This window comes from Hymenobacter saemangeumensis (assembly GCF_039541835.1).
Lineage (GTDB): Bacteria > Bacteroidota > Bacteroidia > Cytophagales > Hymenobacteraceae > Hymenobacter > Hymenobacter saemangeumensis.
The window spans coordinates 118431-137934 of sequence record NZ_BAABGZ010000082.1 but is presented as its reverse complement, the minus strand read 5'-3'; the positions used below and the strand labels follow the sequence as shown (position 1 = coordinate 137934).

The following is a 19504-nucleotide window of genomic DNA, read 5'->3' as shown; positions in this document are numbered from 1 at the left end:
AGCCCCTAGGGCCAGTGGGGGTTAATAAGCTCCCTCCAATGTGCTATCAAGCCTGGTTGCTGCCAGTGCTACCATTGGATTATGGAGGTACAAAGGTTGATTCCTTTCTTAGCCCTGTCCCTAGCTGTTTATGTCCACCCTCATGCCGGCCCCCTCCTCCCCTCCCGCCCTGCGCCGCCTGCTGCACCTGGGCTTTGCCCTGGCAGTAGCCGTGGGCGGCACGGCCGGCACCAGCGTGCTCACCGCCCCCGGCGACCTGGCCCGGGCCCTGGGCTCGCCCCAGCTGCTGCTGGTATTCTGGGTCATCGGCGGCCTCTACACCCTGCTGGCCGCCAACACCCTGGCCGAGCTGGCCGGCCGCCTGCCCCAGGCCGGCGGCTGGTACGGCTACGCCGAAGCCGCCTTCGGGGAGTTTCCCGCCGTGGCCGTGGCCTGGGCCGACTGGACCAGCTCCTGCGTGGCCGGCGCCCTGGTGGCCTTGCTGCTCGGCGACTACCTGGCCCAGCTGCTGCCCCCGCCCCTGTCGCAACACCCAAGGGCCCTGGCGGCGGCCACCGTGCTGCTGCTCGGGGCCTTGCAATGGCGCGGCCCCCGGCAGGCCGGCCGCGCCCAGGAAGTGACGGCCGCCCTGCTTATTCTGGCGTTGCTGGCCATTGTGGGGGCCAGTGCCAGCCTGCCCGCCGCCCCGGCCTGGGCGCCCCCGGTCAGCAAAGCCGGCCCGGCCCTGAGCGTGGTAGCCGCCCTGCAAGTGGTTGTATTCGCCTACGACGGCTGGTACGGCCCCATCTACTTCGCCGAGGAAACACCACAGCCCGGCCGTACCCTGGCCCGGGCCCTGCTGCTGGGCGTGCTCATCATCCTGGCCCTGTACTTTCTGTTGAATGCCGCCCTGCTGCGGGCCCTGCCCTGGCCGCGCTTCACGGCCTCCACCCTGCCCCTGGCCGAGCTGGCGGCTGATGTGCTTGGCCCTATCGGCCGGCGGCTGGTGCTGGCCCTGGGCGTAGCGGCCCTACTGGGCGTGCTCAACTCGGTGCTGCTGATGGCTACGCGCGTGCTGTTTGCCCTGGGCCGGGCCGGCCACCTGCCGGCCACGCTGGCCCGCGTGCATGCCGGCGGCACGCCCCGCCCGGCCCTGCTGCTGGCCGTGGCGCTCACCCTGGCGCTGGCCCTGAGCGGCACGGTGGCCTCACTCGAAGCCATTACCAGCATTCTGTTTGTGGGCTACTACGTGGTGGGCTTTGCCGCCCTACTCAAGCTGCGCCGCCAGGGCCCGCCCGCACCTGATGCCTACCGCGCCTGGCTGCACCCCTGGAGCACCGGCCTGCTGGTGCTGCTCTCGGTGGGCTTTCTGGTTCTTAATGTAATTGAAGACAGCCGCCACGCCCTCATCGCCGCCCTGCTGGTAGTAGGTGCCTGGCCCCTGTGGCACTGGCGGAAGTACGTGATGAAGTGATGAGGTGATGGGGTGATGAAGTGATGAAGGGATGGCGCGGGGCTCTGCCCCGTGTCAACTATTTGCCGGCCTCTGGCCGGCGCGGTCCTGCTCCGGTGGAGTTGTTCAATGGGCTTGTTCTTACGGGTGCGGGCCAGAGGCCCGCGAATAGTAGACACGGGGCAGAGCCCGCGCCATCACCTTCTCACTATTACTTCATCACCTCATCACTTCCAAATAGTAAGCTCGTCCGCAACCTCAGCAACCCTTCCCGGCGTATCGACAGGCTATTGTTTTTACCGCATGAAAGCCAAAGCACCCGACCTCGACGGCCTCGTTAAGCAGTTTTTGCAGCACAAGCTCACCCTGGCCCTGGCCGAAAGCTGCACCTGTGGCCTGGTGGCCGCCCAGCTGGCGCCGGCCACCGGCATCAGCAACGTGCTGCTGGGCTCCATTGTCACTTACCACGCCGAAGCCAAGCACAAGCTGCTGAGCGTGAAAAAGGAAACCCTGGCAACGTATTCCGCCGAAAGCCAGCAGACTACCAACGAGATGGCGCTGGGCCTGCACCGCCACCTGCCCGCCGCCGACGTGTGCGTGGCCGTCACCGGCCTCTGCGGCCCGGGTGCCTCCGAAACGCCCGACAAGCCCGTCGGCACGGTCTTCGTCACCATTCTGCTCGACGACCACGCCCACGAGTACCGCCACCAGTTCGAGGGCGACGCCGACCAGCTGCGGGCCCAGGCCGCCAACTTTATCTACGAAAAGCTGGCCGAGCTGCTGGAGCGCCGGCGCGCCATGGCTGGTGCCTGAGCAGGGCCCGCTGCTACCCCAGTAGCGCGGAACTCCATTCCGCGTCCCGGCCACAGGCACGTTGCGGAATGGAATTCCGCGCTACTCGGCCGCTCCAGCTGCCCTCCTTACTTCCCTAGCGTAGAGCGGTAAAGCTTCACCACCCGGAAGCTGCCAGCGGCCACGTCGTAGTCGCTCAGACTTTGGGTAAAGCCCAGGTCTTTGATGGCCTCTACAAAGGCCGGGTTGCTGGCCTCGTAAGCCAGGCGCAGGTTTTTCTGGGTTAAGGGGAAAATCATCCCGTTCAGGCCCCGGCTGAAGAAGTAGCTCCCTGTCGAAGGCTGGTACGGCCCGTGGCTCAGGTGCTGAAAGGAATAGATGCTGAGGGTATCGGCCTGCTGAATCTGAAACTCCTCGCCCCGGTACAGGCGGTAGCTGCGGCCGTTGCCATTTACATAGCCCCACACGCTGTCGAGAGGAACCAGGGTTTTCAGCCGGGCCGGGCCGCGCTGCTGCGTCACTACGAGGCTGCCCCGCTTGTCGGAAAGGCGCACATCGCTGCAGGCCGGGGCCGGCTGCTGGCGGCGGTACTGCGCGGCCGTACGGTACACGCCCGTCGGCACAACGGGCGGAACGGTGGCCGTCAGGATTAGCAGAAACAGCGATAAAACACTAATTACACCCAAGCGCATGGCAGGCATTATTAAATCCAATAAAGCAACGAAATTAGGCAGTAGCCCGGGGAAAGGCGGGCAGGGCTGCCTGCATTGAACCCCTCAAACAGCCTATACGTTCGCGGCAAAGAGCTTAGCCCCTGCCCGAGATTTACTAACTTCGCCTGTGGCATATTCCCGCCCTTGCTCATTTTTATGAAAAAAGTTATTCTTCCCCTTCTCGTGGCCCTGCTCAGCAGCGGGCAAGCCAGTGCCTGGGGCTTCTTTGGTCACCGCATCATCAACCAGATTGCCGTGTACGAGCTGCCTTCGTCCATGCAGCCTTTTTACTACCGGCATCTCAACGAGATAGTGCGCCAAAGCACCGCGCCGGACGAGCGCCGCAACAGCGACCCCACCGAAGGCCCGCGGCACTTTATCGACATGGACCACTACTCCGAAGACAACCCCTTCGCCAAGGTGCCCAAGGAGTACGACAAAGCCGTGGAGAAATACAGCGCCGACACCCTGAAAAAGTACGGCACTGTGCCGTGGGTGGTGCTGGAAACCAAAGACAACCTCGTGAAAGCCTTCCGCGACGGCGACACGCTGGCCATCGTGAAGTACTCGGCCGAGCTGGGCCACTACGTGGGCGATGCCTTCGTGCCCCTGCACACCACCGTCAACTACGACGGCCAGCTTACCGACCAGAAAGGCCTGCACTCACTCTGGGAAAGCCAGCTGCCCGAACGCTTCATTCTCGACTACAAGCTGCTGGACGACAAGCCGTCGGCCTCCTACATCAAAGACCCGCTCAACGCCATCTGGCTGGTGATTCAGCAGAGCTATGGCTTCCTGGGCGAAACCTTCGACCGGGCCAGCAAGATTGAGAAGACCATGCCCCCTACGGTGCGCTACACCTTCTCGCACCGCTACGGCAAAACCCAGCGCCGCTACTCCGATGCCTTTGCCGATGCCTACGAGAAGGCCGTGGGCGGCATGGTAAACTACCGCCTCAAAGGCGCCCCCACCCTGGTGTCGTCGCTGTGGCTTACGGCCTGGCAAGAAGCCGGCAAGCCCGACCTCAACGCCATGATGCGCCCCACCAAAGCCACCAAGGAAGAAAAGGAAAAGCTGGCCATTGAGCTGGCCGCCTGGAAGAAAAACACCCTGGCCCAGGACCAGCTGCTGCTGGCCCAGCAGAAAACCAAGAAGGCGGAAGCTGCCGACGAAATCAAGCCGGCCAAGGAAATGGCGCCCGTGCATGCCCCCGAGCCGGAGCCGGAAGCGGCGCCCGCCCCGGCATCCGAAGCCTCAGCCCCGGATGCCCCGGCTGTCGACAAGGTGAAAGTGAAAACCAAAGGCAAGGACGGCAGCGAGAAAATCAAGAAGAAAGCCAAGCAGGAAGAAAGCCCCTCGGGCTGGTAAGCCTGGCTACCCTTGCAGAAACAGCCCCTTGGGGCGGCGCCGGTGTGCTACCCGGGCCGCCCCAAGGGGCTGTTTCGTATAATGCCCGGGCCACGGAGCTAACCCGCCATGGTAGCCACCCTGGCCATTAGCAGCCCCTCCCCGTAAGTTTGCAGCCGGCTTTGCTCCTGCGCAATGGCCTTTTTTCTATCTGCCTTATGCGTTTTATCCTTGCCCTTCTGTGCGCTGTGAGCCTGTGCGCGGCCAGCAGCTGCCAGCCGCAAACCGAGCCGGCCCAGGCGCCGGCCAAGCCAGCCGCTCCGGTGATACCCGGCCCCGACCTGGCCACCCTTACCGACAGCACTGCCCCGGCCCAGCTGCTGGAATACGGACGCCAGCATCCCGGCTCCGAAGTGCTGGTACGCACCCGTCTGGGCAACATCCGCGTGAAGCTCTACGACGACACGCCCATTCACAAGGCCAACTTCCTGCTGCTGGCCCGCAAAGGGGTGTTCGACGAAACCATGTTCAACCGCGTGGTGAAAGGGTTTGCCATTCAGGGCGGCCAGACCAGCAACGCCCGCACCATTCGCCTGCGCCGCTACCGCCTGCCCCCGGAGTTCCGGCCCGAGCACTTCCACAAGAAAGGCGCCCTGGGCATGGCCCGCTACGACGACGAGCAAAACCCCGGCCGCCTCTCGTCCAATACCGACTTCTACTTCGTCATTGGCGAGAAGCTTACGCCCGACCAGTCCAAAGCCATGGCTGGCCGCAAGCTCAGCCCCGCCCAGCTCAAAGCCTACGCCGACATCGGCGGCACGCCTTCCCTGGATGGCCAGTACACCGTGTTTGGCGAAATCATCGAAGGCCTGGACGTAGCCGAGCGCATCTCCCAGGAGCCCGTCGACCCTTACAAGTGGCCGCTGAAGGATATTACATTGAAAGTGGAAGTGGTGAAGTAGATTTTGGTGCCTGGTGCTCACAATGACACCCATCGTGGCCTCCCAAGCACCGTATGACGTCGAGAGAATGTCAAAAAAAAGCCCGCCCCTGCATAGGGACGGGCTTTTTCAATCATTAAGCTGGCCGACTACCAGATTTTAGCGCGCTCCGCCGTGGGGCGCACCATTTTCTGGCCATCCTTGCAGCCGAAGGCCTGGAAGAACTCGGGCATGTTCATCAGCGGGCCGTTGGTGCGGAACTGAGCGGGCGAGTGCGGGTCGGTCTGCACCTGCTGACGCAGGTACTCGGGACGGGCGTTGGTGCGCCAGATTTGGGCATAAGCCAGGAAGAAGCGCTGCTCGGGCGTGAAGCCATCGATTTTCTTGCCTTCCTTGGCCTGCTTGGTTTTCTGGAACGCCTGGTAGGAGATGGTCAGCCCGCCGAGGTCGGCCAGGTTTTCCCCCATGGTCAGGTCGCCGTTTACGAACACCGAGTCCAGGGGCGAGAACGCGCTGAACTGCTTGCCTACCACGGCCGCACGGGCGTTGAACTTCTCGCCGTCTTCCTTGGTCCACCAGTCTTTCAGGTTGCCCTCGGCGTCGTACTGCCGGCCCTGGTCGTCGAAGCCGTGCGTCATCTCGTGGCCAATCACGGCCCCGATGCCACCGTAGTTTACTGCGTCATCGGCCTTGGGGTCGTAGAAGGGCGACTGCAGGATGCCGGCCGGGAACACAATCTCGTTCATGCTCGGGTTGTAGTAGGCGTTCACCGTGGGCGGCGTCATGCCCCACTCCTTGCGGTCGACGGGCTTGCCATACTTCTTCAGCTGGTCCATGTTGGCGAACTCGCGGGTGGCCAGCATGTTCTGCAGGTAGCTTTCGCGGTTGATGTTGAGGCTGGAATAGTCTTTCCACTTATCGGGGTAGCCGATTTTCACCACGAAGGCATTGAGCTTTTTCAGGGCCTGGGTTTTGGTGGCTTCGCTCATCCACTCCGTGGACTTGATGCGCTCGGCATAAGCCACGCGCAGGTTTTCAATCATGTCCTTGGCCCGCTGCTTGGCGGCGGGGCTGAAGGCTTTGTCCACGTACATCTGGCCGAAAGCTTCGCCCAGGGAACGGTCGGTAGCGCTTAGCATGCGCTTCCAGCGGGGCTGCTGCTTTTTGGCGCCGGTCAGCACCTGTGCGTAGCGGAACGACTCGTCGCCGAAGGCCTTGGGCAGGCCGGCCGTTACGCTGCTCACCAGGTGCCAGCGCATATAGGTTTTCTGGTCGGCCAGCGGCTCCTCCTTAAACATGGTGTCGACTTCCTTCAGGAATGCCGGCTGGCCCACGATAATATCCTTGGCCGCGCCCAGGCCGCTGTCTTTCAGCAGCAGGGGAAGGTTCAGGTTGGGGTATTGCTTACTGGCTTCCGCTACGGTCATCTTGTTGTAGTTGGCGTAGGGGTCGCGCAGCTCCACGCGGCCTTTGCTGGCCTTGGCCAGGCGCGTCTCAATGCGCGTCACAGTAGCGGCGTTGGCTTTGGCCGTGGCCTCGTCGTCGCCGAGCAGCTTGAAGGTGTTTACCAGGTAGTTCTGGTAAGCCGTCTGAATAGCCTTGGACCGCGCATCCTCCTTCAGGTAATAGTCACGGTCGGGCATGGTCAGGCCACCCTGGCTTACAAACACCGCGTACTGGGTGCTGTTTTTATCGTCCTGCCCCACGCCTGCGCCAAACCAGGCACTGCCGGCGTGGGCTTTCGGGTCGGCCATAAACTTCTGCATCCCGGCCAGGTCCTTGATGCCGGCAATGCGGTCGAGGTAGGGCTTGAGGTATTTCAGGCCGGCGGCTTCAATGGCAGCCGAGTCCATGGCCGATGCGTAGTAGTCGCCTACTTTCTGGGCATTGGAGCCTTTGGGCGCTTTGGCCGCGTCGCGGGCTGCATCGTTCACAATGGCCTTCAGCATGGCGTTGTTGCGGTCGGCCAGCTCATTAAAGGAGCCCCAGCGCACTTCCGAAGCCGGAATGGGGTTGTTTTTCATCCAGTTGCCCGAAGCATACTGGAAGAAGTTGTCGCAAGGGCTCACCGTGGGGTCGATATTAGCCACGTTGATGCCCACACCTTTTACCGGCGGGTCGGTGGGCGGGGTGGTGGGAGGCGTGGCAAGCACCGGCATTGTGCTGGCGGCAAAGCCAGCCAGTACCGCCAGATTGGCGAACCGGCGCAAGCGAGTAGCAGTTGTCATTGAAAAAAGGGTGAGAGTTAGGGAATTCGAGCGAAAGATACGTCAGGTAAAGCCAGGGTAATTCCCCGCCGCCAACGCTTGGCGCGAAAGACCAGACGCCGGTTTAAGGGTTGCACAGCCGCCAGCGATATCCATGCTGATTTTGGTGATGGGGTAATGAAGTGGTGGGGTGATGAAGTGAAGGGGTGGTGGAGTAAAAAGCACGTCATGTTGAGCGGAGCGAAGCGGAGTCGAAACATCTCTACCACGAGAGTAAACCCTTTTTGGAATTACTGCCGCGGGCAAGATGCTTAGCCTACGGCTGCGCCTTCGCTCAGCATGACGTTCTGTTTACTTTCTCACTTCATCACTTCATCACCAAATCACCTCCTCACTAACTTGCAGCTTATGCCGCTGTACAACCGCCGACCTGAATTTGTGCCTGCGCCGCCCCCACCGCCCATGGGCCTGGCCACCCTGCTGGCCCAGGTGCGCCAGGTGCTGCACCGGCAGCTGGCTGATGCTTATTGGGTAGTGGCAGAAGTGGCCGAGCTTACCGTGCCGCGCATGGCCAGCGCCCACTGCTACCTCACGCTGGCGGAGCAAACCATCGATAGCCGGGGTACCCCCGTGCGGGCCCAGGCCCGGGCCACGCTCTGGAGCCAGCGCTACCAGCAGCTGGCCCCGGCATTCGAGCAGCACACCGGCCAAACCCTGCGGGCCGGCCTGAAGCTGCTGCTGCAGGTGCAGGTGCGCTTTCACGAGCAGTACGGCTTCAGCCTCGACGTGCTGGCCATCGACCCCAGCTTCACCGTGGGCGAGCTGGCCCGCCAGCGCCTGCTCACCCTGCGCCGCCTCGAAGAAAAAGACCTGCTCGAGCGGCAGAAGCGGCTGCCCCTGGCGCTGGCGCCGCAGCGCCTTGCGGTTATTTCCTCCCCTACGGCGGCTGGCTTTCAGGACTTTGTGCAGCAGCTACGCGAGGCGCCGTACGACTTCGCCCTCTCCTTATTTCCGGCTACCATGCAGGGCGACGAGGCCCCGGCCAGCATCCGGGCGGCGCTGGATGGGGTGCGGGCCCGGCGCAGCCAGTTCGATGCCGTGCTCATAATCCGGGGCGGGGGCAGCAAGACCGACCTCTTGGCATTCGACGACTACGGCCTGGCCGCGGCCGTGGGGGCCTTTCCCCTGCCCGTGCTCACCGGCATCGGCCACGAGCGCGACGAAGCGGTAGTCGACCTCACGGCCCACCGCGCCCTGAAAACGCCCACTGCCGCTGCCGCCTTTCTGGTCGAGCGCCTGGCCCGGCTGGAAGCGGCCCTGCTGGGCTACGGCGAGCAGATTGTGGCCCTGGCCCGGCGGCAGCTCAGCCAGCGCCACGCCCGTCTCGACCAGCTGGCCGGCCGGGGGCGGCAGGCCGCGCAGCGCCAGGTGGCCACGGCCCGGACGGCCCTGCACCAGCGGGCCCGCCTGGCCGCCCAGGCCCCGCGGGAGCAGCTGCGGCAGCTGGACCAGCAGCTGGGTCGGTTTCGCCACCTGCTGCCCGCCGCCGCCCGCCGCGCCCTGGGCCGCGAGCAACGGAGCCTGCGCCAACGCAGCCGCAACCTGATAAGCCGCTTTTTCCGTCATCACCAACGACGCCGTGAAGACCTGCTGCGCCGCCGCTACCAGCTGGAGCTGGCAGCGCAAAAGCAGCTTCACCGCACCGAGCTGCGCCTGGCGGCAGCCGCAGCCCGTCACCCCCGCCCCTGAAAAGACCTTGCCAGGCAGCCGACACCCAGCCCACATCATTCATGATTTATAATTCATAATTCCCCTCCCAATGCCCTCTACTTACCGCCAAGCCATTGAAGAGCTGGAAGTTATTCTACGCAGCCTCGAAACCGATACCGTGGACGTGGACGACCTCACCACACGCGTGGAACGCTCGGCCGAGCTTATCCGCCTGTGCCGCCACAAGCTGCGCAACGCCGAAGCCTCCCTGGACCGCATTTTTGACACCCTCGACGACGAAGACGCAGCCGACAGCAGCGCCGCCGGTGCCGACGACGAGCTGGACGAAGAGTATGACGACGACAATGAAGTGGACAGCCACGAGCGGCCCGGGGGCCCCGGCCGGCCCGACCAAACCAGCTGGCTGTTCTGACCTTGCCTGGTTCTGCCTTTGCTGCGAAAATAGCTCTTGCCGAATAGTGCTGTTTGTCATATTTAATCTATCTTTCGCCCAAATTTTTTTCACCACCTTTTTATTCTGCACACCATGGCTTTTAATGGTACTGAAGGCTCCCCAATTAACCCCGAAATAGCCGGGACCTGGACTCGCAAATACCGCTCGCTGCACAAAGGCGAAAACACGGGCCACTTTTTCGGGCGCGAAATTCTGCTGAAGCTCCTGCAGCAGCCGGGGGCTATGGGCATTCGTTTTTACTATGGCGTCGATGGCGAAAACCGGCGGCAGCTGCTGGCGGTGGCAGTTGGAGCCGACCAGAACGACCAGATTGGCAGCGAGCGGATAGTTGCCGACGACTCCTGCGCCTGCCCGCCCTGGGTAAGCATTGCCAACGTCCTCAACAGCTAGCCGCGCCGCAGGGCTTCCCGTGCCATGTCTACCCCTACCCTGAACTTTCTCATGGCCGTGTCGGAGGGCCTAGCCTGGGCCATGCAGGTAAGCATCCTTGTGCCCATGGCCGTGGTCTGGCGCCGGCGCCGGCAGTTTCCGCCCCCTGTGAAGCTGCTTAGCTGGTACGTGTACTTCTCGCTGCTCTGCTCCATCGGCGCCCGCATTGCCGAGGTGAACCTGTTGCCCAACTGGCCCATGCTGGCGGCCTTCAACTTCGGCAAAATTGCTTTGTTCGGCGGGGTTTACTACCTGGTGCTGCGCCAGTGGCTGGTGCGGCGCCTGGTGCTGGCGTCGGCGGTGCTCACGGTGGCATTCGGCATCTACGCCATGCTGTGGCTGGACATGCGCTTTGTGGTGACTTATGCCCGCGTGCTGCAGTGTGCGCTGCTGGCGGCCTTCGCCCTGGCTTACCTGGAGCAGCTCTCCCGGGAGCCTCCCCTGGGGCAGCTCAATCACAATCCGCTGTTTCTGCTCAGCGTGGGGCAGCTGCTCTACTCGGCCGGCTCGGTGATGTACTTCAGCATTGGCTTCGTTAAGCTGGAGCCCATTTACAACAAGATATACTTTGGCATTCCTGCGGCCTTGGGCCTGGTATTCAACATTTTGCTTACCATGGCCTTTCTGCGGGCCCAGCCGGAAGCTGCGCTGCACCGCACCGGGACGTTAGCTTCGGCCTGAGGGCATAGCCGGCAGGTAGCACCAGTCCCGGGCAGCACGATGCGCTTCCGGCTACTTCGGCTGGCCAGTAAAGCAGCTGATTTATACAGGGTCTGGCGGCTTTGCCTCTTGCGTTGTGATTAGCGTGCGGAGACGCTGCTTTTACTCTTCAGGGCGTATGGGTGCCCAGTCTGCACCCTCATCGTAGAGCGGCTCTAGCCATACGGCGGCCGTTTAAATAGCGCTGCCTGCCGAATTTCGCTTAACCAGCAGCGTAAATCTGCTTGCTTTACTTAGTCCGCTCACTCCTGGCGGTTTGCTTTCTATCTGCTTCGCTTTCCCGCCCCGCTGTGCTTCAGGAACCGACGCTTCTTCCGCTGCTGCTCGCCACGCCTACCCTGCTCCTGCTGGTGTTGGCGCTGGTGGGCTTTGCCGTGCGCTACCAGCACAGCAAGCTTCGGCAGCAGCAGGAAGTGGCCCAGCTGCAGGAGGCAGCGCAGCAGCAGGCGCTGGCCGCGGCCCTGGTGGCCCAGGAAGACGAGCGGCAGCGCATTGCCGGGGAGCTGCACGACGGTGTGGGCACCATTCTGGCCCTGGCCAAGCTGCACCTGTACGCTCCCGGCACTACCCCCGCCCCCGAAGCCAGCCGGCTGATTGACCAGGCCGTGGCCGAGGTGCGGCGCATCTCCCGCAACCTGCAGCCGGCCACGCTGCAGCAGCTGGGCCTGGCGCAGGCCCTGCGGGCCCTGGTACAGGCCGTGCCCACCGACGGCAGCCTGGAGGTGCGCCTCGAAAGCGACGCCCCGCTGGGCCGCTTCATCCCGCCCCACGAGCTGATGGTGTACCGCATCAGCCAGGAGCTGCTGGCCAACGGCCTGCGCCACGCCCAGGCCCGGCACATTACCTTGCGGGTGCAACCCGGCCCGGGCATCCTCACCTTAATTTATACCGACGACGGCCAGGGCTTCGACCCCGCCGCCCTGGAAGAGCTGCCGCCCCCGGGGCCCCATGGGCAAACCGTGGGCATGGGCCTTATCAACCTGCGCAGCCGGGTGGCCGTGCTCGGTGGGCAGCTCAAGTACCATACGGAGCCCGGCCGGGGCACCCGCGTGGAAGCCGTCCTGCCGGTCACCCTGCTGCCGGCTTCCCAGAACTCTCCTTCTTATTCGCTTAACTCATGACTTCTGCTTCCTCTTCCGCTGCCATCGACCCGCCGGTACGCCTGGCCATTGTCGACGACCATATTCTTTTTCGCAAAGGCCTGCGGGCGCTTCTCAGCGGCTATGCCGGGATTGAAGTAGTGTGCGAAGCCGGCAATGGGCAGGAGCTGCTGGAGTGCCTCGACCAGGGCATCCGCCCCGACGTGGCCCTTATGGATATGCAGATGCCGGTGCTCGACGGCCTGCAAACTACCCGGCTCCTGCGAATGCAGTTTCCCTCGGTTCGCGTCGTCATTATATCCATGCACGACGACCCCTCCCTGGTGAGCACCGTGCTGGCCGAAGGCGCCCACAGCTACCTCGTAAAGAACACCTCACCCGAAGAAATGCGCGGCGCCGTACTGGCAGCCGCCGGACGGTAATTTGTTGATGTGCTGATGTGCTGATTTTTTGATGTACTGATGTAGAAGCGGCTTACAGGCAGTCGCCTGCTTATCATTAGACCGACCTGCTCGACCTCCTGTAGCTTCATAGCAAAAAAGGTGGTGAGCCCACAAGGACTTCCCTTGTAGGCTCACCACCTTTTTTGCTGGCTTATGCTCAGCACATCAGCACATCAACCAATCAGCACATTACTTACAGCGTCACAGACATGCCGAGCGTAAAGGTGCGGCCGCGGTTAAAGAAGCCCCGCAGCAGGGTGGGGTCCGTCACCACGCTGCCGCTGCTGCCGGCGGGCAGGTCGGTGATGTAGTACTCATCCAGCAGGTTCAGGATGGAGCCTTTGAAGCCCAGGCGTACCTTGTCGTTGAACATGGGCTTGAGGTCGTAGCCGCCGTGCAGGTCCACGTTGCGCGACGTGGGAATGCGGTAGGAGTCGGTACGGTTGGCTTCCTGGCGCAGGTCGACGGGGTTGAAGCCGGCGTAGTACTTGGTGAAAAGCAGGAAGGAGGGGCGGAAGTACAGACCGCGGATGGGCTCAACGCGCAGGCCAATCTGAAACTGGTTCTGGGCGGCATCGCCTACGTGTACGCCATCAAGGTAAATCGGCACATCTTCGAAGCCCGACACGATGTTGTTGTTTTCATCCACGGCCGTGAGGCTGCCCGTACCCAGCCAGCGCCAGTCGCCTACCGAAATGGCGGCGTTCAGCTGCACGCGGCGGCTGATTTCCTGGGCCACGCTCAGCTCAATGCCCATGTGGCGGGCGTTGATGTTGCGCACCGAGTAGTACACCAGGCCATTGCCGTCGGGATTGATGCCGGAGGTGTTGTTGCTGCGGTTGGTCCACAGGGTGTAGTAGGCGTTCAGGGTAGCCTTCAGGCTGGGGTAGCTGATGCCGTAGCCCAGCTCAAAGCTGGTAATGCCTTCATTCCGCACATTCTTAAATGCATTGCCATTTGTATCATACACCTGGTTGAAGAACGGTACGCGGGAGATGTAGCCGGCATTGGCGAAGATGTTGTTGTTCTCGGTCAGGTTGTAGTTTACTCCGCCCTTCACGCTATAGCCCGTGAGGCTGGCCCAGTCGGTTTCCACGTGCTGGCCTTTGTCGTTGGTATAAGCGGTACCATCAATAATGGTGGTGCGGCCAAACGGAACCGGAACGGCTACGCCCTCGGCATTTTTAACAACTTTGGTGCGGAAATAGTCGATGCGCTTGTACCATACCTGCGACATGGTGCCGCTGATTACCGCCGAAAGCAGCGGCGTCTTGTATTCCAGCTGTCCGTATCCACCCAGCCAGTCGGTTCTGCCGTCGTAGTTGAAGTTGGTTTTATCGCCCACCCGCAGCTTCATGTTGGGGTCGGCGTTATTGTTGTTTCTAGCGCCGGTGTTGAGGATATAGTCGCCGCCGAGCAAGTCTTTGATTTCCTGGTAATGGTAGCCTTCATAGGTACGGCCGTCTACCCCAGCGGAGAGTGTCAGTTTCTCGTTCAAGGCATAGTCGGCGCCAACTACGCCGCCATACCAGCGGTGGCTGTTTACGCTGGCCCGCAGGAAGTTGCTCGCAACCCGCTCTCCCTGCGCATCGCGGGGGTTGGCCATGTTGGAGTCGAACGTGCGCTGCACGTCAAACTGCCCGGTGCTGGCCACGGTATTCGGGGAGGCAAACGGCGTGATGCCGCCGCCATTGCCGTAGGATGCATACGCGACGCCGGAAATAAACAGCTTGTCGTTTACCTGCCAGAAGTCGTTGAGGCTAATCTGGGGTTTGTGGTAGTAGTTGGAGCGGGTATTCAGCACTTCCTCACCCTGGTACTGGCGCTGGCCATTGGCATCTACGGTGTAGCGGTTCAGCACGCCCCAGTCGGGGTTGTAACGGAAGCCACGGTCGCCGTTAGGTACGCGGGCTGAACCGAGCTCCCGGGCTTTGTCGTTGGAGAAAACCCCAATCTGGGTGAAGGTGGAGCGCTGCCCATGGCTCTGGGGCGAGCCCATAGCGGTGAATGAAAGCCGGTGCCGTCCCAGGCGCTTGCTGATGTTGCCAAAGTAAGTCCAGGCATCGTCGTAGGCATTTTCTACCCAGCCGTCGGCCGTGCGCCGCGAGCCGTACAGGGTAATGGCCCAGTCGCCCTTCAGCGCCCCCGAGCTCAGCAGCAGCGAGTTTTTACGGTAGTTGTAGGAGCCGATTTCACTGCGGGCCAGCACGCTGCGCTTGTCGTCGAAGCCACGCGTGAGCACGTTGATGGTGCCGCCAATGGAGGGCACCGCGATTTTGGAGGCCGACAGGCCGCGCTGCACCTGCAGGCTCTTGGTTACGTCGCCCAGGTCCCAGTTGCTCCAGAACACCGAGCCGTTCTCCATGTCGTTCACGGGCATGCCGTTAATCATCACGGCCACGTTGCGCTGGTCGAAGCCCCGCACGTTGATGCGGGAGTCGCCGGTGCCGCCGCCGCCCTGGGTGGCGTACACGCCGGGTGTCTCGTTAAGAATCATGGGCAGGTCGCGGTTCGACAGCGTCTCGCGCAGCTTCACCTCGTTCACGGCCGAGAAAGCCACCGGCGTGGAGCGCTCCTGGGCCTGTGCCGCCACTACCGTCACCTCGTCGAGGCTGGCATTGTCGGTCGCCAGGGCAAAGCTCGACACCGCATTCTGAGTAGTGACTTTTACCGTCTGCGTCAGCGGCTTATAGCCGATAAAGCTGGCCTGCAGCGTGTAGGTACCGGGCTTTAGGTTGGGAATGCGGTAGTTGCCGTCGGAGTCGGCCCCCGCGCCGGTGTTCTGCCCGTTGCCGGTTACCTGGACGGTAGCGCCGGGCAGGGTCTCGCCCGACACCTTGTCGAACACCCGCCCGCGAATGGAAAAGGTGGTTTGCGCCAGCGCCGGCAGCGTGAGCAGGCAAACCAGAAAAGCAGTGACAAATTGCTTCATATCTAGTATTTAACCCCCATTACAATCCGGGGGCTACAAATATACGTCACAGCGGGCGCAGGCATTCTCAAAGCGGCAGTAAACTTGCCGGAAGCCCTACTTTCCGGTCGTGGCCGGCAGGGTGCCGCTCTATATTTGAAGGATGAAGCTTCTGCAGTGCATTGTTCGCTGGCTGGTGCTGCTGGTCATCTGCCAGCCGGCTCAAGCCCAGGAAGGCCCTTATCTGATTAGCCTGCCGCCCCATAATATTTCCCTGGCGGCCAGCCCCTGGCGGGTTGCCCAGGTGCTGGACTTACGCGCCGACCGCAGCCGGCTGGGCGCCGTGCACCGGGGGCTCGACAATCAGCTCTCGTCGGCCAATTTTCCGTACCCCCTCGCCACCGAGCTGCGGCAGTGGGTACACCCCCAACCCACCACAGCCGGTCGGCCGGTGCTGATGCGCGTTTTTACCCTGTCAATCAACGAAAGGCTGGGCGTTGGCTCGGAGCAGGCCGAAGCCGAGCTCATCGCCGACTTCCTGGAGCTGCAGCCCGACAGCACCTTCCGCGCGCTGCTGATGGCAGGTGAAACCACCCACCGCGCCGGGCTGGATGCTACGGGCTTGCATGCTGCCAACCTGGCGCTGGTACTGCAGCAGGCCCTGCGCCGGCTGGCGGCCCTCCCCGCCACATCCACTTCGGCCGAAACGCTAAGCCCGGCCGATGCCCGCGCGGGCCGGGGCGGCGCGATGGCACACCGCTTTGCCATACAGCAGGCAGCCACCCCGCGCCGGGGCTTCTACCGAAGCTTTGAGGAGTTCCGCGACAACAAGCCCAGCGAACCCGATTTTCCTTTTTACGTCGAGCACAAGCCCCGGCCGGGCAAGCGCTTTGCGGGCACCGATGCCATTACGCCCAACTACCTGCACCTCGACGAGCAGCACCCCGCCCGGCCGGTGCCCTGCACCGGGCTCTGGGGCCTGAGCGACGGCCGCGAGCTGCTGATGGTGTACCGGGGTCGGTTTTATCAGCTGCTGCCGGCCGCCGACGGGCGCAGCTATACCTTCATGGGCCCGCCGGTGCTGGATGCGGAAGGAGCTGCCAACGTTACCGCGGCGGCTTTGGTGGGGGGGCTGGCAGGTGCTGCCATTGCGAGCGTGGCCAACAGCGCGGGCCCATTGGCTTTGTATGAGCTGCACCTGGCCTCTGGCCGGGTGGTGCCGGCCGAAACTGCCGGAACCGATGCCCAGGGCTTTGCAACGGCCGCCGATTCGGCGGGGGTCTTCGTGTTTCGGCGCAGCGGCGGCAACGACGGACAGTCCGTAACGCTCAGCGCCACCGACCAGCCGGCTACGGCCCTCGCCGCCCGCAGCTGGACGGCCATCCGCTGGCGCGACCGGCGGCGGGAGCTGAAGCTCTGCGTGCAGGTGGGTAGCGGCCGCCAGGACTGCCAGGAGTTTATTCCCGACTTCAGCCAGCCTACGTTTTTGGAGTGCATCGTGCCCAGCGGGGGCGACCCGCCCATTCTGCGGGTGGTATCGGCCAAAGAAGGCCGCTTTGAGGTGAAGCGTATGCAGCTGCTGGAGCGCAAGAAAAAGTAGCCCGGCCGTGGGCTACAGCTCCCGCGAAGGGTCCCAGAACAGCTTGTCGAGCCCCACTACCTGGTCGTCGACTACCTGAATGCCTTCGCGCTCCAGGGCTTCCTGCATGGCCGTGGGCGTGGGGTAGTGCAGGCGCCCCGTGAGCTGGCCCAGGCGGTTGAGCACGCGGTGAGCCGGCACGTACTGCTCGGCCGTGTGGGCGGCCATCATGGCCCAGCCCACCATGCGGGCCCCGTGCCGGGCCCCGAGGTAGTGGGCAATGGCGCCGTAGCTGGTAACCCGGCCCGGCGGAATCAGGCGGGCCACCTCGTGTACATCGGCAAAAAAGTTGCGCTGCGGTGGCGGAGCTGCGGGGGGAGAAGCAGGCTTTTTCAAAGCAAAAAAGAATAATCGGCAAGGGACGGGCGGGCTGCAAATGTGAGAATAAAACGCGGACTCCGGCCCTGTATTTACCAACCCCTGGCTGCCTGGCAAAGCCCTTGAAAATAAGCTCCACCGTACGCCAGGCCCGTATTTTTTACCAACCCCCTGCTGTCTTCGGGCGTATAGGCTAGCCTCACATCCACATAAATCCTTCTTTATCCATGGACAAGCTCCGCAACCTCAACGACCTTTTTCAAGAGCAGCTCAAAGACCTGTACAGCGCCGAAAACCAGCTCCTCGCTGCCCTGCCCGACATGGCCAAGGAAGCCAAAGACAGCCGCCTGAAAATGGCCTTTGAAACCCATCTGGTAGAAACCAAAAACCAGGTAGCCCGCCTCGAGCAGATAGGCCGCGGCCTGGGCCTGGACCTGGACGGCCACACCTGCAAAGCCATGGAAGGCCTGATTAAGGAAGGCAAGAGCACCATGCACGAAGACGCCACCGACGAGGTGATGGACGCCGCCCTCATTGCCGCCGCCCAGCGCGTGGAGCACTACGAAATTGCCGGCTACGGCACGGCTGCCCACTACGCCGAGCGCACCGGCCACACCGAAGCGGCCTCGCTGCTGCGCGCCACCCTCACCGAGGAGCAGGCCACCGATACCAAGCTCAACGACCTGGCTAAGGGCTATATCAACGCCAAGGCTATGTAATTCATCCGGCTGCTCTGCCTGGCAGCTGGCTTTCTCCTGAAACCCTGCTTCTCGCTGCGAGAGGCAGGGTTTTTTCGTTGCCGGGCGGTGAGGCGTAGCTTTGTTGGCGTATCACATCTTTGTTGCGTGCTGCTTTTTCTACCCTTGGCCAAGCATCTGCCCGGATTTTGCCTGCGCCTGCTGCTGCTGTTGGCCCTTAGTGCGTTCCCGGCCGCGGCCCAGGTATACCTGCTGGACATCGCCCACCAGCCCCTGCGGGTGCCCGGGCTGCCGGTCTACGTAGAGCAGGTCCTCAACGGGCAAACCGGCAGCCCGGCCATTGGCGTGGTGCACCACAAATTTTACAACTCGCAGAACCGGCAGGAAGCCGTCATGTTCCGCAAGAGCCTGGAAGCCGACCTGACGGAGTGGCTGCACCGGAAGATGCCCCAGCGCCCTACCGACCAGGTGCTGGCGCTTTACATCCGCCACCTGCACGTGGGCGAAAAAAGCGCAAATAGTACCACCGGCAGCCTTACCGCCGATGTGTACTTGAAGCTTGCCGATGGCTACCACTTTGTGCGCCAGATAGCCGGCCACACCGAGAGCCAGGGCATAGAAACCACCTACACCCCCTCTTATCTGCTGGCCCTGCTGGTGCAGCGCAGCCTGCTGCAGCTGGCTGGCACTGACTGGGCTAAAGCCAGCCAGCAGCCGGCCCTGACCCTGACGCAGCTGGGCACGCACGTACCGCCCAGCCAGCCGCGCCCGGCGGTGCTACGGGTGGCCGCTCCCCGGCGTGGTGTGTACTTTAGCTTCGAGCAGTTCCTGAACAACCGCCCCGATACCACGGCCTTTCTGCGGCCAGATACGCTGGCTTCTAATGCTTCTGGCTGGGAAGGCACCATCCGCCTGCAGCCCGGTATTTTCCAAGGCAATGGGCAGCGGGCGCCCAAACGGGATGTATGGGGCTACTCGGATGGCCGGCAGGCATTTGTACGGCAGAACAACACCTACCGCGCCCTTACCCGGCAGGGCACTTTTTACACGTTTGTGGGTCCCGCTCCGCACGAGGAACAGTACACCGTGACCAACATGACCCCCACCGGCCCTGTGACAACGACGACTGGAAGGGGTTCCCTGTTTGGAGCTGACGACAACAGCAGCCCGCCTATTCTGTATGCGCTGGATATGAGCAGCGGGCTGGCCGTGCCTTACCCTACACCGGGCCAGCCCATCCGAGCCGACACTGCCTATGTGTACGTGTACCGGCCCCTGGGCGGCCCCGCCGAGGCCCGCATCGTATGGCTCAACAACCGCGAAGTTGGCCGGTTGCGGCCGGGCGAATTCCTCGAGCTCACTTGTATAGTAGCCGGGCGGGCCGTGCGCCTGAGAACCGACCTGCCCGGCGACCCGGCCCTGCTGTTTCTGCCCGATGCCAGCTCGGCCAACTACCTGAAGCTGCTGCCCGGCACTGCCCGCAGCCCCTGGCGCTACATGCCGCCCCGTGCGGGCGAAGCCGAAGTAGACGCCCTGGAAAAACTACGCCGTTAGCTCAATTTCGACAGGGAAGCGGGCCGGCGCGTTAGCAGTACCGGCATGCCTTTATCGGTATGATGCCGCTCCCGG

17 protein-coding genes are annotated in these 19504 nt (G+C 62.9%); 13 read left to right on the top strand and 4 right to left on the bottom strand.

From position 1 onward, the window contains the following. Positions 1-130 precede the first annotated feature (130 nt). On the top strand, positions 131-1453 hold the full coding sequence (locus tag ABD919_RS23335; protein ID WP_345238508.1) for an APC family permease: 1323 nt from the start codon (positions 131-133) through the stop codon (positions 1451-1453). Positions 1454-1735: 282 nt separating this feature from the next. Beyond that, a complete protein-coding gene (locus ABD919_RS23330; protein ID WP_345238507.1) occupies positions 1736-2245 on the top strand; it encodes a CinA family protein in 510 nt (169 codons plus the stop codon). Between the two features lie 107 nt (positions 2246-2352). Here the strand turns inward: ABD919_RS23330 and ABD919_RS23325 are convergent, their stop codons facing one another. Beyond that, complete coding sequence (locus ABD919_RS23325; protein WP_345238506.1) at positions 2353-2916, bottom strand: hypothetical protein; 564 nt, start codon at positions 2914-2916, stop codon at positions 2353-2355. A 177-nt stretch (positions 2917-3093) separates the two neighbouring features. Between ABD919_RS23325 and ABD919_RS23320 the strand changes: the two genes are divergently transcribed. Further along, entirely contained in the window at positions 3094-4305 is a 1212-nt protein-coding gene (locus tag ABD919_RS23320) for a zinc dependent phospholipase C family protein (RefSeq protein ID WP_345238505.1), read from the top strand. Positions 4306-4502: 197 nt separating this feature from the next. After that, entirely contained in the window at positions 4503-5246 is a 744-nt protein-coding gene (locus ABD919_RS23315) for a peptidylprolyl isomerase (RefSeq protein WP_345238504.1), read from the top strand. A 128-nt stretch (positions 5247-5374) separates the two neighbouring features. Here the strand turns inward: ABD919_RS23315 and ABD919_RS23310 are convergent, their stop codons facing one another. Further along, positions 5375-7453, bottom strand: a complete 2079-nt coding sequence (locus ABD919_RS23310; RefSeq protein ID WP_345238503.1) for a M13 family metallopeptidase — start codon at positions 7451-7453, stop codon at positions 5375-5377. 387 nt (positions 7454-7840) lie between these two features. On the opposite strand from ABD919_RS23310, the gene xseA reads away from it, so the two are divergent. From xseA to ABD919_RS23280, 6 genes are all read left to right on the top strand, one after another. Then, positions 7841-9181: an exodeoxyribonuclease VII large subunit gene (xseA, locus tag ABD919_RS23305; RefSeq protein WP_345238502.1), complete on the top strand. Its 1341-nt coding sequence runs from the start codon at positions 7841-7843 to the stop codon at positions 9179-9181. Between the two features lie 70 nt (positions 9182-9251). Continuing rightward, a complete protein-coding gene (xseB, locus tag ABD919_RS23300; protein ID WP_345238501.1) occupies positions 9252-9575 on the top strand; it encodes an exodeoxyribonuclease VII small subunit in 324 nt (107 codons plus the stop codon). A 114-nt stretch (positions 9576-9689) separates the two neighbouring features. After that, entirely contained in the window at positions 9690-10007 is a 318-nt protein-coding gene (locus ABD919_RS23295) for a hypothetical protein (RefSeq protein ID WP_345238500.1), read from the top strand. Between the two features lie 24 nt (positions 10008-10031). After that, the gene (locus ABD919_RS23290) at positions 10032-10727 is read left to right on the top strand and encodes a hypothetical protein (protein WP_345238499.1); all 696 of its coding nucleotides are present in this window, start codon (positions 10032-10034) and stop codon (positions 10725-10727) included. 329 nt (positions 10728-11056) lie between these two features. Next, positions 11057-11887, top strand: a complete 831-nt coding sequence (locus tag ABD919_RS23285) for a sensor histidine kinase (RefSeq protein ID WP_345238498.1) — start codon at positions 11057-11059, stop codon at positions 11885-11887. Further along, the gene (locus ABD919_RS23280) at positions 11884-12288 is read left to right on the top strand and encodes a response regulator (RefSeq protein ID WP_345238497.1); all 405 of its coding nucleotides are present in this window, start codon (positions 11884-11886) and stop codon (positions 12286-12288) included. Before ABD919_RS23285 ends, ABD919_RS23280 begins: the two co-directional genes overlap by 4 nt. Before the next feature lie 214 nt (positions 12289-12502). On the opposite strand, the gene ABD919_RS23275 is transcribed toward ABD919_RS23280, so the two are convergent. After that, the gene (locus ABD919_RS23275; protein ID WP_345238496.1) at positions 12503-15241 is read right to left on the bottom strand and encodes a TonB-dependent receptor; all 2739 of its coding nucleotides are present in this window, start codon (positions 15239-15241) and stop codon (positions 12503-12505) included. 142 nt (positions 15242-15383) lie between these two features. On the opposite strand from ABD919_RS23275, the gene ABD919_RS23270 reads away from it, so the two are divergent. Next, on the top strand, positions 15384-16820 hold the full coding sequence (locus tag ABD919_RS23270; RefSeq protein ID WP_345238495.1) for a hypothetical protein: 1437 nt from the start codon (positions 15384-15386) through the stop codon (positions 16818-16820). Positions 16821-16832: 12 nt separating this feature from the next. Here ABD919_RS23270 and ABD919_RS23265 read toward each other — a convergent pair whose 3' ends face one another. After that, complete coding sequence (locus tag ABD919_RS23265; RefSeq protein WP_345238494.1) at positions 16833-17195, bottom strand: MGMT family protein; 363 nt, start codon at positions 17193-17195, stop codon at positions 16833-16835. A gap of 209 nt (positions 17196-17404) precedes the next feature. Between ABD919_RS23265 and ABD919_RS23260 the strand changes: the two genes are divergently transcribed. Both ABD919_RS23260 and ABD919_RS23255 read left to right on the top strand, forming a co-directional pair. Continuing rightward, positions 17405-17896 carry a ferritin-like domain-containing protein gene (locus ABD919_RS23260; protein WP_345238493.1) on the top strand — a complete coding sequence of 164 codons (492 nt, stop codon included), beginning with the start codon at positions 17405-17407 and terminating at the stop codon, positions 17894-17896. A 144-nt stretch (positions 17897-18040) separates the two neighbouring features. After that, on the top strand, positions 18041-19429 hold the full coding sequence (locus tag ABD919_RS23255) for a hypothetical protein (RefSeq protein WP_345238492.1): 1389 nt from the start codon (positions 18041-18043) through the stop codon (positions 19427-19429). Positions 19430-19504 lie beyond the last annotated feature (75 nt).

Bases quoted from the DNA above. Each gene is read 5' to 3' on its own strand.
- ABD919_RS23260 (WP_345238493.1), top strand. From the start codon at position 17,405: ATGGACAAGCTCCGCAACCTCAACGACCTTTTTCAAGAGCAGCTCAAA.
- ABD919_RS23310 (WP_345238503.1), bottom strand. From the start codon at position 7,453: ATGACAACTGCTACTCGCTTGCGCCGGTTCGCCAATCTGGCGGTACTG.
- ABD919_RS23315 (WP_345238504.1), top strand. From the start codon at position 4,503: ATGCGTTTTATCCTTGCCCTTCTGTGCGCTGTGAGCCTGTGCGCGGCC.
- ABD919_RS23290 (WP_345238499.1), top strand. From the start codon at position 10,032: ATGTCTACCCCTACCCTGAACTTTCTCATGGCCGTGTCGGAGGGCCTA.
- ABD919_RS23295 (WP_345238500.1), top strand. From the start codon at position 9,690: ATGGCTTTTAATGGTACTGAAGGCTCCCCAATTAACCCCGAAATAGCC.
- ABD919_RS23270 (WP_345238495.1), top strand. From the start codon at position 15,384: ATGAAGCTTCTGCAGTGCATTGTTCGCTGGCTGGTGCTGCTGGTCATC.
- ABD919_RS23280 (WP_345238497.1), top strand. From the start codon at position 11,884: ATGACTTCTGCTTCCTCTTCCGCTGCCATCGACCCGCCGGTACGCCTG.
- xseB (WP_345238501.1), top strand. From the start codon at position 9,252: ATGCCCTCTACTTACCGCCAAGCCATTGAAGAGCTGGAAGTTATTCTA.
- ABD919_RS23320 (WP_345238505.1), top strand. From the start codon at position 3,094: ATGAAAAAAGTTATTCTTCCCCTTCTCGTGGCCCTGCTCAGCAGCGGG.
- ABD919_RS23325 (WP_345238506.1), bottom strand. From the start codon at position 2,916: ATGCGCTTGGGTGTAATTAGTGTTTTATCGCTGTTTCTGCTAATCCTG.
- ABD919_RS23275 (WP_345238496.1), bottom strand. From the start codon at position 15,241: ATGAAGCAATTTGTCACTGCTTTTCTGGTTTGCCTGCTCACGCTGCCG.
- ABD919_RS23330 (WP_345238507.1), top strand. From the start codon at position 1,736: ATGAAAGCCAAAGCACCCGACCTCGACGGCCTCGTTAAGCAGTTTTTG.
- xseA (WP_345238502.1), top strand. From the start codon at position 7,841: ATGCCGCTGTACAACCGCCGACCTGAATTTGTGCCTGCGCCGCCCCCA.
- ABD919_RS23335 (WP_345238508.1), top strand. From the start codon at position 131: ATGTCCACCCTCATGCCGGCCCCCTCCTCCCCTCCCGCCCTGCGCCGC.